The 15,156-nt window shown below is 68.6% G+C and carries 14 protein-coding genes and 1 pseudogene; 13 read left to right on the top strand and 2 right to left on the bottom strand.

Annotated features, from left to right (window positions below; all coding sequences use genetic code 11):
* Window positions 1–46 precede the first annotated feature (46 nt).
* Window positions 47–886: a hypothetical protein gene (locus IT882_RS14450; RefSeq protein ID WP_195692417.1), complete on the bottom strand. Its 840-nt coding sequence runs from the start codon at window positions 884–886 to the stop codon at window positions 47–49.
* Window positions 887–1,015: 129 nt separating this feature from the next.
* Here IT882_RS14450 and IT882_RS14445 point away from each other — a divergent pair, with 129 nt between their 5' ends.
* From IT882_RS14445 to IT882_RS14385, 13 genes and pseudogenes are all read left to right on the top strand, one after another.
* Complete coding sequence (locus IT882_RS14445) at window positions 1,016–1,390, top strand: VOC family protein (protein ID WP_195692416.1); 375 nt, start codon at window positions 1,016–1,018, stop codon at window positions 1,388–1,390.
* 94 nt (window positions 1,391–1,484) lie between these two features.
* A complete protein-coding gene (locus IT882_RS14440; protein WP_195692415.1) occupies window positions 1,485–2,135 on the top strand; it encodes a GntR family transcriptional regulator in 651 nt (216 codons plus the stop codon).
* Window positions 2,132–3,658 carry an MmgE/PrpD family protein gene (locus IT882_RS14435; RefSeq protein ID WP_195692414.1) on the top strand — a complete coding sequence of 509 codons (1,527 nt, stop codon included), beginning with the start codon at window positions 2,132–2,134 and terminating at the stop codon, window positions 3,656–3,658. Before IT882_RS14440 ends, IT882_RS14435 begins: the two co-directional genes overlap by 4 nt.
* Window positions 3,658–4,572: a methylisocitrate lyase gene (gene prpB, locus IT882_RS14430; protein WP_195692413.1), complete on the top strand. Its 915-nt coding sequence runs from the start codon at window positions 3,658–3,660 to the stop codon at window positions 4,570–4,572. The genes IT882_RS14435 and prpB overlap by 1 nt, the downstream gene beginning before the upstream one ends.
* A 2-nt stretch (window positions 4,573–4,574) precedes the next feature.
* Window positions 4,575–5,765 (top strand): bifunctional 2-methylcitrate synthase/citrate synthase, encoded by a 1,191-nt coding sequence (locus IT882_RS14425; protein ID WP_195692412.1) that lies wholly within the window; start codon window positions 4,575–4,577, stop codon window positions 5,763–5,765.
* Window positions 5,762–6,937 (top strand): thiolase family protein, encoded by a 1,176-nt coding sequence (locus tag IT882_RS14420; protein WP_195692411.1) that lies wholly within the window; start codon window positions 5,762–5,764, stop codon window positions 6,935–6,937. The genes IT882_RS14425 and IT882_RS14420 overlap by 4 nt, the downstream gene beginning before the upstream one ends.
* Window positions 6,938–7,035: 98 nt before the next feature.
* Window positions 7,036–7,824: an enoyl-CoA hydratase-related protein gene (locus IT882_RS14415; protein ID WP_195692410.1), complete on the top strand. Its 789-nt coding sequence runs from the start codon at window positions 7,036–7,038 to the stop codon at window positions 7,822–7,824.
* 45 nt (window positions 7,825–7,869) lie between these two features.
* Complete coding sequence (locus tag IT882_RS14410; protein WP_195692409.1) at window positions 7,870–8,646, top strand: electron transfer flavoprotein subunit beta/FixA family protein; 777 nt, start codon at window positions 7,870–7,872, stop codon at window positions 8,644–8,646.
* A gap of 10 nt (window positions 8,647–8,656) precedes the next feature.
* Window positions 8,657–9,637, top strand: a complete 981-nt coding sequence (locus IT882_RS14405; RefSeq protein ID WP_195692408.1) for an electron transfer flavoprotein subunit alpha/FixB family protein — start codon at window positions 8,657–8,659, stop codon at window positions 9,635–9,637.
* Between the two features lie 4 nt (window positions 9,638–9,641).
* Window positions 9,642–11,390 carry a cytochrome b/b6 domain-containing protein gene (locus IT882_RS14400; protein WP_195692407.1) on the top strand — a complete coding sequence of 583 codons (1,749 nt, stop codon included), beginning with the start codon at window positions 9,642–9,644 and terminating at the stop codon, window positions 11,388–11,390.
* Between the two features lie 129 nt (window positions 11,391–11,519).
* Window positions 11,520–12,785, top strand: a complete 1,266-nt coding sequence (locus IT882_RS14395; RefSeq protein WP_195692406.1) for a sensor histidine kinase — start codon at window positions 11,520–11,522, stop codon at window positions 12,783–12,785.
* Window positions 12,773–13,449, top strand: a pseudogene (locus IT882_RS14390) (LuxR C-terminal-related transcriptional regulator). The gene IT882_RS14395 and the pseudogene IT882_RS14390 overlap by 13 nt, the downstream one beginning before the upstream one ends.
* Window positions 13,446–14,312, top strand: coding sequence for a hypothetical protein (locus tag IT882_RS14385; RefSeq protein ID WP_195692405.1), 867 nt, complete (start codon window positions 13,446–13,448; stop codon window positions 14,310–14,312). Before IT882_RS14390 ends, IT882_RS14385 begins: the two are co-directional and overlap by 4 nt.
* A 34-nt stretch (window positions 14,313–14,346) precedes the next feature.
* Here IT882_RS14385 and cofE read toward each other — a convergent pair whose 3' ends face one another.
* Window positions 14,347–15,138, bottom strand: coding sequence for a coenzyme F420-0:L-glutamate ligase (gene cofE, locus IT882_RS14380; RefSeq protein WP_195694434.1), 792 nt, complete (start codon window positions 15,136–15,138; stop codon window positions 14,347–14,349).
* Between the last annotated feature and the right edge of the window lie 18 nt (window positions 15,139–15,156).

The following is a 15,156-nucleotide window of genomic DNA, read 5'->3' as shown; positions in this document are numbered from 1 at the left end:
CTCGCATGACCTCTTGATCGGGGCCGTGTCGTGTGCGACCCGAGCGCTACGTCGCGGCCACGCCGCCATCCCAGAAGACACCGACCCGGTCATCCTGCAGAACGAACTGCAGCGCTCCGCCCTCGGGGAACTGCTCGCGCAGTTCGTCCGGTACGGAATTATCGAGCACGATCTCGAACGTCGCGGGGAAAGCGCCGGTGCGGCATCCGTAGTAGAGCGGACCGTTGACTCCTTGGCCGTCGGCCGTCACATTCTCTGCGTCAACGGCGAGGAGACACTCGCCGTCACCGAGGAACGCGCTGCTCGCTGACGAGTGCACGATCAGAAGCCCGTAGTACTCGTAGGCGATGGCCTGCTCCGACGCCGTGCCGAAAAACCCCTCGGGTATCTCGACGTCGTCGTCGACCTCGAGAGTGGCAACCTGGCGGGCGCCGGTCGCCTGAGAGATGACGGGAATCGACGCAAGACCCCACACGATGGACGCCGTCAGAGCAACGGACGCAGCGATCGTGACCGCGACGATGGAGGTCGCGACGGGCGGCAGCCGGGAGGTGAGCATGTGCACCACCGCCCACATCCGCGAGGTTGCGGGATCGTCGGCTTCCGTCGCATCGGTGGCGGATGGCGCGCCGGTCGGTGGGGGCGCGGGAGTCACGTTACCGTCGAGCGCGGACGGGTTGCTTGATCGACTCCAACGCCGATCCTCTTCGACGGAGGGGCTCGCTGCAGAAGCGCTAGGCCGCTGCCTCGCCTCCCGCTCGGCGCGAAGCTGAGCTTCGAGTTCCGCCAACCGTGCGCTGGCGGTGGGATCATCGGGGAGGTCGGCGTCGGGACCGTATGCGCGGGCGCGGAGCCGTCTCAGTTCGGCTGCCGATGCGTCGTCCATCGCCTCATCGTCGCACGGCCCGCTCCGAGCATCCGGCGCGAGAAGGGGCCTTGTCGCTACCCGGGAGAGACGGTCAGACTGACACCGTCGGGCGGATGCCAGCGGCATGCGCTCATGGAGGAGGACGACATGGCTCATGGGGATATCACGCACATCGACATCCCGGTCACTGATCTGGCTGCAGCAACGCAGTTCTACGAGCGGCTCTTCGGATGGGAGATTCGCGAGGCGCCCGGTTTCGAGGGCTACCCAATGTGGCACGCGCCGAATCAGATCAGCGGCGGCGGACTAGCGCCGCGCAGCGAGGGCTTTACGCAACCGCGCTCGTACGTCGAAGTGGATTCGATCGACGAGACCATCGCGGCGGCAACGGATGCCGGTGGCGCAGTCTTGATGTCGAAGCAGCCGATCGACGACGCGAGCTGGTGGGCGGTCATCAGCGACCCCGATGGCAACGTCATCGGCCTGTACGAGGGAGCACCGGGCACCGCGGATGCCCCATAGTCGACCTTCTTTGTATACTGAGAAGCGCCCAAACTTCCCATTTACACACTCATAGGCGATTTGTGTATACATGAGGGCGGCGAAAGGAGGGCGGATGCGAGCGAGTGATCGTGCCTACCGAACGCTCCTGGCCGAGATCCAGGAGGGCGTGCTCCCCGCGGGCGCCGTCCTCGGTGAGGTCGAGCAGGCAGCGCGCCTCGGGGTGAGCAGGACTCCGTTGCGCGAAGCGCTCGCGCGACTGGCTGCAGACGGACTGGTCGTCCAGCAGTCGCCCCGCGTGACCGTCGTCTCGGACGTTGATGCCGACGACATCCGCGCGCTCTTCGAGTTCCGCCGCGCCCTCGAAGAAGCCGCGGCGCGCCTCGCGGCAACACGGGCCGACCCGGCGGAGTTCGCGGCGCTCGCCGACGAGTTCGACAGCACCTCGTTGCGGGGTGAGGGCCGTGAGCACTACTACGACCTGATCGAGCGCTTCGACGCCGCCCTCGACGCGGCGGTCGACAACGCGTACCTGAGTGCGGCCCTCCGCACCATCCGCACCCACCTCGTGCGCGTCCGCCGCCTCGCCCGCGAGAACCCAGCGCGGCTTTCCGCTTCCGTCGGCGAGCACGCGGTGATCGCGCATGCGATCGCCGCCAAGGACGCCGACCTTGCCGCCCACGCGACACACGTCCACCTCCACAACGCCCTCACCAGCATCCTCGCCTCTCTCGCCGAGGCCCGCACCGAATCCGGAGCAGCATGACCATCACGCATCACGTCCGTGTCCACCGCAGTGACGAGAACCTCGCCCGCGAGGGCCAGCTCGCCTGGCAGATCGCCGAGGTCGCCGCCGACCCCGTGGCGGTCGAGGCCGCGGTCGTCGACATGATCATCAACCGCGTCATCGACAACGCGTCGGTTGCTGCGGCATCCCTCACCCGCCGGCCCGTGAGCGCAGCCCGCCAGCAGGCGCTGGACCACGCGGTCTCGGTGAGCGGCGGCGGGTCCACCGTCTTCGGCTGCGCGAACGAGCGGCGCACGAGCCCCGAGTGGGCAGCGTGGGCCAACGGCGTTGCGGTGCGCGAGCTCGACTATCACGACACGTTCCTCGCTGCCGAGTACTCACACCCCGGTGACAACATCCCGCCGATCCTCGCCGTCGCCCAGCACGTCGGGGCCGACGGGGCTGCGCTCGTGCGGGGAATCGCCACGGGCTACGAGATTCAGATGGACCTCGTGCGGGCCATCTCCCTCCACAAGCACAAGATCGACCATGTCGCCCACCTCGGCCCGTCGGCGGCTGCCGGCATCGGCACGCTCCTGGGCCTTCCCGCAGAGACGATCTATCAGGCCGTCGGGCAGGCGTTGCACACGACCACCGCGACCCGCCAGTCGCGCAAGGGCGAGATCTCGACCTGGAAGGCGCACGCCCCCGCCTTCGCCGGAAAGATGGCAGTCGAAGCTGTCGACAGGGCGATGCGCGGCGAGACCAGCCCGAGCCCCATCTACGAGGGTGAAGATGGCGTGATCGCCTGGATGCTCGATGGCAAGGATGCCTCCTACGACGTGCCCCTGCCGGGCCCGGGCGAACCCAAGCGCGCGATCCTCGACTCGTACACGAAGGAGCACTCCGCCGAGTACCAGGCGCAGGCGTGGATCGACCTGGCCCGCAAGCTCGGCGCCGAGCGTCCGGAGCTGCGCGACCCCGCGAACATTGCGACCATCGTGCTGCACACGAGCCACCACACGCACTACGTCATCGGCTCGGGCGCGAATGACCCGCAGAAGTACGACCCCACGGCATCCCGCGAGACCCTCGACCACTCGATTCCGTACATCTTCGCGGTCGCTCTGCAAGACGGTGCGTGGCACCACGTCGACTCGTACCTCCCCGAGCGCGCGGCCCGGCCCGACACGGTCGAGCTGTGGCACAAGATCACGACGGCCGAGGATGCCGAGTGGACGCGCCGCTACCACTCCGAAGACCCCGACGAGAAGGCCTTCGGCGGCCGCGTCGAGATCACCCTCGCCGACGGGTCGACGATCGTCGACGAGATCGCGGTCGCTGACGCGCACCCGTTGGGGGCGCGGCCCTTCGCGCGCGAGGACTACATCCGTAAGTTCCGACTGCTGGCCGAGCCGGTGCTCACTCCCGAAGAGATCGAGCGATTCCTCGCGCTCGCCCAGCGCCTTCCGGAGCTCTCGGCCGACGAGGTCGGGCAGCTCAATATCGTCGCGAGGCCCGGTGTTCTCGCTTCCGCTCCGGCACCCAAGGGGCTGTTCTGATGCTCTACAGTCAGACATCCGCCGGTGAGAAGCGCCGCCTGCTCCGTGAGCGTCTCGCGTCCGGTGAGCTGCTGCAGTTCCCGGGCGCCTTCAACCCGCTCTCGGCACGCCTCATCGAGCGTAAGGACTTCGACGGCGTCTACATCTCGGGCGCCGTGCTCGCCGCTGATCTGGGGCTTCCCGACATCGGGCTGACGACGCTCACCGAGGTGGCCGGCCGCGGGCAGCAGATCGCCCGGATGACCGAGCTTCCCGCCATCATCGACGCCGACACCGGGTTCGGTGAGCCGATGAACGTTGCCCGCACCATCCAGACGCTCGAGGACGCGGGGCTCGCAGGCACCCATATCGAGGATCAGATCAATCCCAAGCGGTGCGGTCACCTCGACGGAAAGGCCGTCGTCGACACGGATACGGCGACCAAACGCATCCGCGCCGCCGTCGACGCCCGCCGAGACGAGAACTTCTTGATCATGGCCCGCACCGACATCCGTGCCGTGGAGGGGCTGGATGCGGCGATCGACCGCGCCAAGGCCCTCGTGGATGCCGGAGCCGACGCGATCTTCCCGGAGGCGATGCGCGATCTCGGCGAGTTCGAACGGATGCGTGCCGCGCTGGATGTGCCGGTCCTGGCGAACATGACCGAGTTCGGCAAGAGCGAGCTGTTCTCCACCGAGCAGTTGCGCTCGGCGGGGATCAACATCGTCATCTGGCCCGTCTCGCTGCTGCGGATCGCGATGGGCGCTGCGGGTCGCGCGCTCGACGAGCTGACCACCCAGGGGCACCTGCGTGACAAGCTCGACGAGATGCAGCATCGCGCCGAGCTATACGACCTCATCGACTACGAGCAGTACAACCACTTCGACACGAGCATCTACAACTTCAGCGTCTCAACACCCATCACGAAGGAGTGAGCATGGCCGAGCCTGACATCAAGAAGGGGCTTGCGGGCGTCGTTGTCGACTACACCGCTGTCAGCAAGGTGAACCCCGACACCAACAGCTTGCTCTACCGCGGCTATCCCGTGCAGGAGCTCGCCGCGACCCAGCCGGTCGAGGCTGTCGCGCACCTGCTGTGGACGGGCGAGCTACCCTCCGAGGACCAGCTCTCGACCCTCCGCAGAACAGAGCGTGAGAACCGCGCGCTGCAGCCCGACGTCAAGGCCGCGATCGACCTCATCCCCCTGGATGCCCATCCGATGGACGAGGTGCGCACCGCCGTCAGCGTCATCGGGGCGCGGGAGACGCGCGGGACCCTCAACGTCATGGATGCCGTCGGCACCCCGCAAGAGAACCTCGAGCGCAGCATCCGCCTGTTCGGTGAACTGCCCGCGATCGTCGCCTACTCCCAGCGCCGCCGCCGCGGACTCGAGCCCGTCGAGGCGCGCGACGATCTGGACTACGCCGCGAACTTCCTCTGGCTCACGTTCGGCGAAGAGGCTGACGAGGTCGTCGTCGACGCGTTCAACCGGTCGATGATCCTCTACGCCGAGCACTCGTTCAACGCCTCGACGTTCACGGCGCGGGTCATCACCTCGACCCTCAGCGACCTGTACTCCGCCGTCGTCGGAGCGATCGGTGCGCTCAAAGGCCCCCTGCACGGCGGGGCGAACGAAGCGGTGCTCCACATCTTCGACGAGATCGGCTCGGCCGAGAACGTCACGCCGTGGCTGGACACCGCGCTCGCCGAAAAGCGCAAGATCATGGGCTTTGGCCACCGGGTCTACAAGCGCGGTGACTCCCGCGTCCCCACCATGAAGGCGGCGCTGGACACCCTGGTCGCGCACTACGACCGGCCCGACGTTGCGGCGCTCTACGACGCGCTCGAGTCGGAGTTTGTCGCGCGGAAGGGCATCTACCCGAACCTCGACTATCCGTCGGGTCCCGCCTACAACCTCATCGGGTTCGACACGCTGACCTTCACCCCCCTGTTCGTCGCCGCGAGGGTGGTGGGCTGGACCGCTCACATCATGGAGCAGCAGGCTTCGAACGCCCTCATCCGCCCACTGTCCGCTTACAACGGGCCCGACGAACGCCACATCGAGGGCTACGTGCCCGACACGTCGGCCATCGACGTGCAGGAGCGCCCGGAGGAGGCCGCCGAGTGACTAACGCCGTCATCGTCGACGTCGTCAGGACGCCCTCCGGTCGCGGCAAGCCCGGAGGTGCGCTTTCGGGCGTGCATCCGGTCGACCTCGCCGCCACGACGCTGACGGCGCTGCTCGAGCGCAACGGCCTGGAGTCGCGTCAGATCGATGATGTCCTGATGGGGTGCGTGAGTCAGGTCGGCGACCAGACCGGCAACGTCGCTCGGCAGGCGGTTCTCGCGGCCGGGTTCGACCACACGGTGCCGGCGGTGTCGATCGATCGACAGTGTGGGTCGAGCCAGCAGGCGGCGCACTTCGCCGCGCAGGGAGTGATCGCGGGCGCGTATGACATTGTCATTGCGGCGGGCGTGGAGTCGATGAGCCGGGTGCCCCTGGGCTCTGCGGGGCGAGGCGGCCTGGATGCCGAGGGCATCCAGCGACGCTACCCGGAGGGGCTGGTGAACCAGGGCGTCTCGGCCGAGCTGATCGCTGCTCGCTGGGGCCTCGAGCGTGAAGAGCTCGATGCCTACGCCGCGCAGTCCCACGAGCGTGCCGCCGACGCCGCCGCACAGGGCAGGTTCGCCGCGGACCTCCTGGCGGTGGAAACGCCACACGGTGCCGTCACCGTTGACGAGACGATCCGCCCCGGCACGACCACCGAGCAGTTGGCGGGACTGGCTCCCGCGTTTCGCACCGACGAGCTTGCCGAGCGCTTCCCGGACCTCGATTGGCGCGTCACAGCCGGCAACTCGTCACCGCTCACGGATGCTGCCTCGGCCGCCCTCATCATGAGCGAGGAACGCGCCGCAGCGCTGGGGCTTACCCCTCGCGCCCGGTTCCATGCCTTCGCCGTCGTCGGCGACGACCCCGTCATGATGCTCACGGCGCCGATTCCCGCGACCCGCCGCATCCTGGAACGTGCCGGACTGTCCATCGACGATCTCGACGCGTATGAGGTCAACGAAGCGTTCGCATCGGTACCGCTGGCGTGGCAGAGCGAACTGCACGCCGACCCGACCAAGCTCAATCCGTGGGGCGGCGCGCTCGCGCTCGGTCACGCGGTCGGCGCCTCGGGCACGAGGCTTCTCGGGACCCTCCTCGCCGTCCTCGAGCACACCGGCGGTCGATACGGATTGCAGACGATGTGCGAGGGCGGCGGGATGGCGAACGCCACCATCATCGAACGGCTGTAGCCCACCTACAACCGGTTGGAAGCCCGGTCGGGGATTCGAAAGGATCGTCCCGGGTCACCCGCAGAAACCGCCGAGGTTCGGCGGAGAGGAGCACAGACATGACAGAGTTCACCGGCGAGTTCGAGACGATCCTGGTCGAGACGCGGGGGCGTGTCGGCTGGATCCAACTCAACCGTCCCGAGGCGCTCAACGCGCTGAACTCGACCCTCGCTACCGAGCTCGGCGCCGCCGTGACCGCGTTCGATGCCGATGAGCAGATCGGCTGCATCGTGCTCACCGGCTCGGAGCGTGCGTTCGCCGCGGGCGCCGACATCAAGGAGATGGCGGATAAGTCCGTCCGCGACATGTCGATCTCGAGCCCGTTCGTGGGTCTGGAAGCCCTCGCCCGGGCACGCACGCCGATCATCGCGGCTGTCTCGGGCTTCGCGCTCGGCGGCGGCTGCGAGCTCGCGATGAGCTGTGACGTCATCCTCGCCGCTGACACCGCGAAGTTCGGGCAGCCCGAGATCACCCTCGGTGTCATTCCGGGCATCGGCGGCACCCAGCGACTGACGCGCGCCATCGGCTACTACAAGGCGGCGGAGCTCGTTCTCACGGGCCGGATGATGGGCGCAGAGGAAGCCGAGCGTGCGGGCCTCGTCTCCCGTGTCGTCCCTGCCGCGGACCTCGCCGACGAGGCGATGGCGGTGGCGGAGTCGATTGCCGGCAAGTCGCTTCCGGTCGCGTTTGCCGCGAAGGAGGCGCTGCGCGCATCGCAGGAGAGCGGCCTGGCGGAGGGTCTGCGGTTCGAGAAGCAGGCCTTCGTCTCGCTGTTTGCTCTGGACGACCAGAAAGAGGGGATGGCGGCCTTCCGCGAGAAGCGCGCCCCCCACTTCACCGGCCGCTGACCGGTACAGCCCGACCATAGACTTCATGCAAGAAGGAGGAGCGCGATGAGGATTCTCGTCCTGGTGAAAGAGGTTCCCGACACCTGGGGGGACCGTGTCCTGAATCTCGAGACGGGGCTGGCCGACCGTGGTGCCAGCGACGCCGTCATCGATGAGATCGGTGAGCGGTCACTCGAAGTCGCACTCTCCTACGCTGACGCGAACCCCGGCACCGAGGTCGTCGTGGTCATGATGGCGCCGGAGTCGGCATCCGGTTCGGTACGCAAGGCACTCGCGATGGGGGCAGCATCAGCTGTCCACGTCGTCGACGACGCGTTGCTGGGTGCCGACCTGGGGCTCAGCGCACAGGTGCTGGCCGCCGCCATCTCGCGGGCCGGGTTCGACCTCGTGATCACCGGAAACCAGTCCACTGACGGTTCCGGCGGGGTCATGGCATCGATGCTCGCGGAGCTGCTCGATGTGCCCAGCATCACGAGCATGAACAGCGTCGCGATCACGGAGTCCGAGGTGTCGGGTGAGCGGTCGGTCGACGGCGGGTCGATGACGGCATCCGCCGCGCTTCCCGCCGTGATCTCGATCACCGAGCGGCTGCCCGATGCGCGGTTCCCGAACTTCAAGGGCATCATGGCGGCCAAGAAGAAGCCGGTCGACACCGTGTCGCTCGCGGATCTCGCCGTCGCTGCCGATGACCCGAATGCGGCTCGGTCGATCATGATCGCGGTGGCGCAGAAGCCGCCGCGTGCTGCAGGTGTGAAGGTCGTGGATGAGGGCGACGCGGGCGTGCAGCTCGCCGAGTTCCTGATCTCGAACCGGTTGGTCTAAGGGGCAGATGATGGTGGATGTTGCAGCTGATGCTGTTCTGGTCGTTCTCGATGTCACACCCGGTGGTGCGCTCGCGCCGAGCGCGGCGGGTTTGCTCGGTGCTGCGGCCGGTGTCGGAACTCCGGTCGCGCTGATCGTCGGCGAGCACGCAGAGACTCTCGCGCCCACGGCCGCAGAATTGGGTGCCGCGCTGGTGCTCACTGCCACGCCCGAAGGTCTGGGTCAGTCGCTGGGAGTCCCAGCGACTGACGCGGTGGCTGCCGCTGCGGCGCTCGTGAACCCGGATGCCGTGCTGCTGTCCCACTCGATCGAGTCGCGCGAGACCGCCGGACGCTACGCGGCCCGGTCGCGCTCGGCACTGTGCGTTGACGCGGTCGGGGTGACCCGCGACGACGAGGGCATCGTGGCACACCACTCGGTCTACGGCGGTGCCTATAACGTCGAGGCTGCCGCGACGTTCGGTGCCCCGGTCATCACGGTGCGCCAGGGCTCGATCGATGCGCGGGCCGAGGCTCAGCCGCTTGTCGCCGAGAAGCTCGAGGTGGCGGCATCCGGTCGCAAGGCCGCGACCATCGGGTCGGTCGAAGAGGTCGTGGTGACCTCGGCGCGGCCCGAGCTGCGAGGCGCGGCGAAGGTCGTCTCGGGCGGGCGTGGGCTCGGGTCCGAGGAGAAGTTCGTGCTCGTCGAGCAGCTCGCCGACGTGCTGGGAGCCGCGGTGGGTGCTTCGCGCGCCGCGGTCGATGCCGGGTACATCGCGCAGTCGGCGCAGGTCGGACAGACCGGCGTCTCTGTCGCACCGCAACTGTATGTCGCGCTCGGCATTTCGGGAGCGATCCAGCACAAGGCAGGCATGCAGACAGCCAAGACGATCGTGGCGATCAACAAGGATGCGGATGCCCCGATCTTCGAGATCGCCGATTTCGGCGTCGTCGGAGACCTGTTCACCGTCGTCCCGCAGCTGATCGAGACGCTGCAGGCGAAGAAGGCCTGACCCGATGGCGACCTACGGGCGCACCCTGCGTCGCGGACTGCCCCGCACTCCCGGCGGCGACCCCTGGCCTCCCGCCGGGGAAGCCCCGGGCGCAGCAGCTGCGGCATCCGTGTCTTCCGAGGAGGCGCCGGCCGCGGCATCCGTGGCTGCCGAGGCCGCCTCACTCGAGAGCGTCAGTTCGGCGCAACCGCGGCGGGAAGACGCGCAGCACTCGACCGAGACTGTAGCGCCAGCGGCGACGGCTGCCGCACCCGCTGCGTCGGAAGCGCGCGCGGTGCGCCGCGGCCTGCCCCGCGTTCCCGGCGGCGAGCCCTGGCCCCCGGCATCCGTGGCTGCCGCAGCCGCACCAGGCGCATCCGCAGCCGCACCAGGCGCATCCGCAGCCGCATCGTCACCTGAGGGCGGCACGTCGGTGCAGGCGCTGCGGGAAGATGCGCAGCAGTCGTACGAATCTGCAGCACACACGGGCGCGGCCGCAGGCGGCGCTCCGGTGACCGATGCCGCGTCCGTCGGGTCGGCAGCGAGTGCCGCGGCCCCCGCAACGGGCCGGTCTTCGCGCACCGTGCGCCGCGGGCTCCCTCGCGTCCCCGGTGGCGAGCCGTGGCCGACGGCCGAGATGGCCGCGGCGATCGCAGCATCCGGTGCCGACGTTCACTCGCCGCAAAACCCTAGCGTCGACGACGGCGCCCGGCCTGTTGCAGCAAACGAACACAGCGCGGATGCCGCACCCGCCGAGACTTCCGTCGCCGAGCGCCCTGCGTATGACGTCAGCGTGCCGTTGCCGTTCACACCGACGGTCTGGGAGGGGGCGTCAGCTCGGACCCGCACGGCGCCGCGGCCGGAGCCAGCTCGCAGGGGCCCGTTCACGAAAGCGCAGTGGGCCGGTGTCGTCATCGTCGGCGGCCTGGGGGTGCTCTTCGCCGCGGGAATGGCAGTGCTCGCGGTGCGTTGGCTGCTCTCCCTCGAGGGGCTGCAGGACTTCCTCACGACCTACCCGGGCGAGTATCACCTGCCCGAGGGGGCGCCGGTCGGTTTCCCGGCGTGGCTGGGCTGGCAGCACTTCTTCAACGTGTTCCTGATGGTGCTGATCATCCGATCGGGACTCACGATCCGCACCGAGAAGCGCCCGAGCGTGTTCTGGGCGCCGCGGAACAAACCCAAGGGCAAAGTGAGTCTCACGATCTGGTTCCACCAGGCCCTCGACATCCTGTGGATCGTCAACGGACTCATCTTCATCGTGTTGCTGTTTGTCACGGGTCAGTGGATGCGGATCGTCCCGACGTCGTGGGAGGTCTTCCCGAACGCGCTCTCGGCCGCTTTGCAGTACGTCTCGCTGGACTGGCCGACCGAGAACGGCTGGGTCAACTACAACTCCCTGCAGCAGCTCGCATACTTCACGACGGTGTTCCTCGCTGCGCCGCTGGCGATCATCACCGGCGTGCGGATGAGTGGGATCTGGCCGAAGAATGCGAAGAGGCTGAACAAGGTCTACCCGGTCGAATGGGCACGGAAGGTGCACTTCCCGGTGATGCTGTACTTCGTCGCGTTCATCATCGTCCACGTCATCCTGGTCTTCGCCACCGGGGCTCTGCGCAACCTGAACCACATGTACGCGGCCACCGACGCCGACAACTGGGTCGGGTTCTGGCTGTTCGTGCTCTCGCTGGTCGTGATCGCGGCGGCTTGGGTTGCCGCGCGTCCCCTGGTGCTGGCCCCGATCGCGCGCCTGTTCGGGACGGTGTCGAGCCGCTAAGAGCGCTGACTCCGCACGGCGTCTGTCAGCGGGGTCCGGTGCGCCCGGCCAGATCTGGGGGGTTATCCCCAGCGATTCGACCGGCTGGCAGGGACGCGAGAAACGCACCCTGGAACCTACCGTGGAGGCATGACGACAACGTATTCGCCGCCACGGCCCGTTGCGACACCGGCGCGGATGGCGGGCGCGATCGCCCAGCTTGCGGCGCTCGGTGTTATCGGCCCCGGGGTGTTCGCCATTCTCATGACGCTCCTGGGTCTCGGGGTCGGGCTTCTACCCGTCATCGGAATCGGGCTCGTGTTCCTGGTGGCCCTCGTCTACGCGCTGTTCGCGCTCAGCTGGCTCGAGAATGCCCGGATCGACGGGCTCTACCGTTTCGGGCTGCCTCCGCGACGCCCGCGACGCAGCCCGAAGCCCGGGTTCGGTGGCTTCCTCCACACGATCTGGTTGCAGTTCATCGACCCCGGCATGTGGCGCGCGGTCGCCAACGGCGCGATCGCCACGATCCTCGGCTGGGTCGTGCTGAGCCTGGTGGGAGTGACCGCCTCGGGTGTCGCGCTCGCCTTCTCGCCGCTGTATGCCGGCCAGGCGGATGCCGTGAGGCTCGGCAGTACGTGGATCGACGTCTCGACGGCCTGGGCGGTGCCGGTGGGCATCGTGGTCTCGCTTGTCGCGGTGGCAACGATCGTGGGCCTCGCCTTCCTGCACGGAGTGCTGGCCCGCGCGATCATGATCCCCTCCCGGGAGGCGCTGCTGGCAGAGCAGGCCCGACAGTCGCAGGCTCAGCGGGCAGGCGCCGTGCGCGCCGCGGACGTCGAGCGCACCCGCATCGAACGCGACCTCCACGACGGCGTCCAGCCCCGCCTCGTGTCGGTCGGGATGACTCTCGGTCTCGCGCAGCAGAAGATCGACTCTGATCCCGCGGCCGCGAAGGAGCTCATCGCCGAGGCTCACACCTCGACGAAGGCGGCGATCACGGAACTGCGGCAGCTGGCTCGCGGCATCCACACCTCCGTCCTCGACGATCGCGGCCTCGACGCTGCACTGTCGGCTCTCGCCGCCCGGTCACCTGTGCCGGTGACCCTCGACGTGCGGATCACCGAGCGCTGCGCGCCGACGGCCGAGGCCGCTGCCTACTTCGTCATCGCGGAAGCGCTGACCAACGCCGCCAAGCACTCACGGGCAACGGAAGCTCGCGTGCTGGTCCGCCAGCGCGACGGCGGGATTCTGTGGGCCCGTGTCGAAGACAACGGCATCGGCGGCGCCCGGGTCATCCCGGGTGGTGGCCTCGACGGGATCTCCAACCGGGCACTGGGCGCCGGCGGGACATTCACCGTCGACAGCCCCGTCGGCGGCCCGACGACAGTGGAGGTGAGCCTGCCATGCGCATCGTGATCTGTGAAGACTCCGTCCTGTTGCGCGAGGGGCTGGTCCGCCTGCTCGAGGATGCCGGCCACGAGGTGGTCGCCGCCCTCGGCGACACCGAGGGTCTGACCGAAGCGGTCGCGGACCTCGATCCCCAGCTCTGCATCCTGGATGTGCGCCTCCCCCGACCCGGACCGATGAAGGCATCCGTGCCGCCGTCAGCCTTCGCGCCTCCCGCCCCGATCTTCCCGTCCTGGTGCTCTCCCAGTACGTGGAGGAGCGCTACGCGAGCGATCTCATCGCCGGGCGGGGCGGGGCCCTCGGCTACCTGCTGAAGGACCGCGTCGCTGACGTGGCCGAGTTCCTGGAGTCGGTTGACTCCATCGCCGCGGGCGCCACGGTCTTCGACCCCGAGGTTGTCGCGCAGCTGCTCGGCAGACGGGCGCGTGACGAACGGATGCGTCGCCTCACCGATCGGGAGGCCACCGTGCTCGCCCTGATCGCCGAAGGCAAATCGAATCAGGCCATCGGGCGCACCCTCCACATCAGCGAGGGCAGTGTCGAAAAGCACATCACGGCGGTCTTCCAGAAGCTCGAGCTCGAGCAGGACGACTCCGGCAACCGGCGAGTGCTCGCTGCCCTCGCCCACATCGCTCACGGCGGGATGCCGCCGAAGACGGGAGAACTCTCATGACCACCGACCTCACCCCGCCGCCGTCCGCCCCGGCACCGCCGGCGGGACCGGACTCTCCCGGTCCCGAGTCTCCGGGCACCCGCGGATCCTCGACCGTCATCGCCGTGCTGGTGATCGTCCTGGGCGCACTGATCGTGTTCGGCACCATCATCGGGGCTGTGTTCAGCACCATCCGCGCCGCCGCTGTTTCGACCGATTCGCGGGCCGTCGCCGTTTCCGGTGTCGACACGCTCTCGATCGAACTCAACGCGGGGTCGCTGACGGTCGAGTACGCGGATGTCGACGAGGCTGAGCTCGAGGTCACCGCGCCGTTCGGCGGCGATCGGTGGAGCCTCGAACGTGACGGTGACACACTCACGGTTTCCTCGCCGCGCTGGGAGTGGGGCATGGGCTGGGTCTTCGGTGGCAGCGGCAGCGCTGTCCTCCTCCTCCCCGACGACCTCGAGGGACTGGATGCTGAGCTGCAGATGGCCGCGGGTTCCTTCCACGCCGACGGTGAGTTCGGCGCGGTCGGCCTCTCGGTCGGTGCCGGCGAGGTGGATCTGGCGGGCGCAGCCGAGGATCTCACCATCGATCTCTCGGCGGGCCGCGCAACGCTCGAACTTGCCGACGTCGACACCGCCGACCTCACGGTCAGCGCGGGATCGATGGACGCCGCCTTGACCGGATCGCAGCCCAGCGACATCCGCGCCGAAGTCAGCGCAGGTTCTCTGAATCTCGTCGTACCCGAGGGCAGCTACGACGTGACCTCCGACGTGTCAGCGGGGAACTTCCGAAACAGCGTCGGCAGCGATCCCGGTGCCGACAGCACGATCTCGGTCAACCTGTCGGCAGGGCAGGTGTCGTTGCGCTCGGCGCGCTGACCCGAGTGAATCGATCGGACCGGAGGGGCAGAGCTCAGTGCTCTGCCCCTCCGCCGTTCGCGTCAGCTGCGGCCTGGTCAGCGCGTCCCCGCGCGTATCCGTCCGCGTAGGACTCGGCAGCGCCGGTGTGGAACATGTCGTTCTCACGCGCCCGGACGATCGAGCGCGCTCCGGGAAGGTCGAGCGATCCGACGAGGTCGCTCCGGCCGCGCACAACCGCGACCGGCGTCTGTCCGGTCTTTCCTTTGACGAGGTCAGCGGCGGCGGCGAGCTCGTCCGCGACGCACGGCATCGTCACGACGAGGGGGCGGCCCTCGGCATCCGTGCCGCCGCGGAGGTCTTCGAACACCCGGATGCCTGCCGCGCCGATCGCCGTGTCGGTCTGACCCTCACGCCACGCACGCCCGAGCGTGTCGCTGATGATGACGCCGAGCTCGAGTCCGGTTGCCGTCCGCAGGCCCGCCGCCAGCGCACGGGCCGACGCATCCGGATCGCGGGGGAGCAGCAGCACCGTGCCCTCGGGAGTGTTGGACGCATCGACGCCCGCGGCCGCGGCGATGATGCCGAGACGGTTCTCGACGATGCGGGTGGCATGACCGGACGTCGAAACCCGCGTCGCGACGACCCGCACCGTCTCGGCGGTGATCGCGTCCTCACGGTCGGTGGCGGCGACGAACCGTCCCTCGGCCTTCGAGACGATCTTCGAGGTGACCACGAGGATGTCGCCGTCAGCGAGCGAGCCTCCAGCCGCGCTGGCGATCACCGCGACGAGGTCATCGCCGGCGACGATCTCGGGAATGCCGTCGAACGCCCAGATCTGCAGCATGGTCACCGACTGTCCGGT

The sequence above is a fragment of the Microbacterium schleiferi genome, from assembly GCF_015565955.1.
Taxonomy (GTDB): domain Bacteria; phylum Actinomycetota; class Actinomycetes; order Actinomycetales; family Microbacteriaceae; genus Microbacterium; species Microbacterium schleiferi_A.
The sequence above is the reverse complement of the archived record's forward strand: the minus strand, read 5'-3'. Positions and strand labels throughout refer to the sequence as shown.

Coding starts and splice junctions, on each gene's coding strand:
- IT882_RS14450 (WP_195692417.1), bottom strand. CDS start 886: ATGGACGACGCATCGGCAGCCGAACTGAGACGGCTCCGCGCCCGCGCA.
- IT882_RS14445 (WP_195692416.1), top strand. CDS start 1,016: ATGGCTCATGGGGATATCACGCACATCGACATCCCGGTCACTGATCTG.
- IT882_RS14440 (WP_195692415.1), top strand. CDS start 1,485: ATGCGAGCGAGTGATCGTGCCTACCGAACGCTCCTGGCCGAGATCCAG.
- IT882_RS14435 (WP_195692414.1), top strand. CDS start 2,132: ATGACCATCACGCATCACGTCCGTGTCCACCGCAGTGACGAGAACCTC.
- prpB (WP_195692413.1), top strand. CDS start 3,658: ATGCTCTACAGTCAGACATCCGCCGGTGAGAAGCGCCGCCTGCTCCGT.
- IT882_RS14425 (WP_195692412.1), top strand. CDS start 4,575: ATGGCCGAGCCTGACATCAAGAAGGGGCTTGCGGGCGTCGTTGTCGAC.
- IT882_RS14415 (WP_195692410.1), top strand. CDS start 7,036: ATGACAGAGTTCACCGGCGAGTTCGAGACGATCCTGGTCGAGACGCGG.
- IT882_RS14410 (WP_195692409.1), top strand. CDS start 7,870: ATGAGGATTCTCGTCCTGGTGAAAGAGGTTCCCGACACCTGGGGGGAC.
- IT882_RS14405 (WP_195692408.1), top strand. CDS start 8,657: ATGGTGGATGTTGCAGCTGATGCTGTTCTGGTCGTTCTCGATGTCACA.
- IT882_RS14400 (WP_195692407.1), top strand. CDS start 9,642: ATGGCGACCTACGGGCGCACCCTGCGTCGCGGACTGCCCCGCACTCCC.
- IT882_RS14395 (WP_195692406.1), top strand. CDS start 11,520: ATGACGACAACGTATTCGCCGCCACGGCCCGTTGCGACACCGGCGCGG.
- IT882_RS14385 (WP_195692405.1), top strand. CDS start 13,446: ATGACCACCGACCTCACCCCGCCGCCGTCCGCCCCGGCACCGCCGGCG.
- cofE (WP_195694434.1), bottom strand. CDS start 15,138: ATGCTGCAGATCTGGGCGTTCGACGGCATTCCCGAGATCGTCGCCGGC.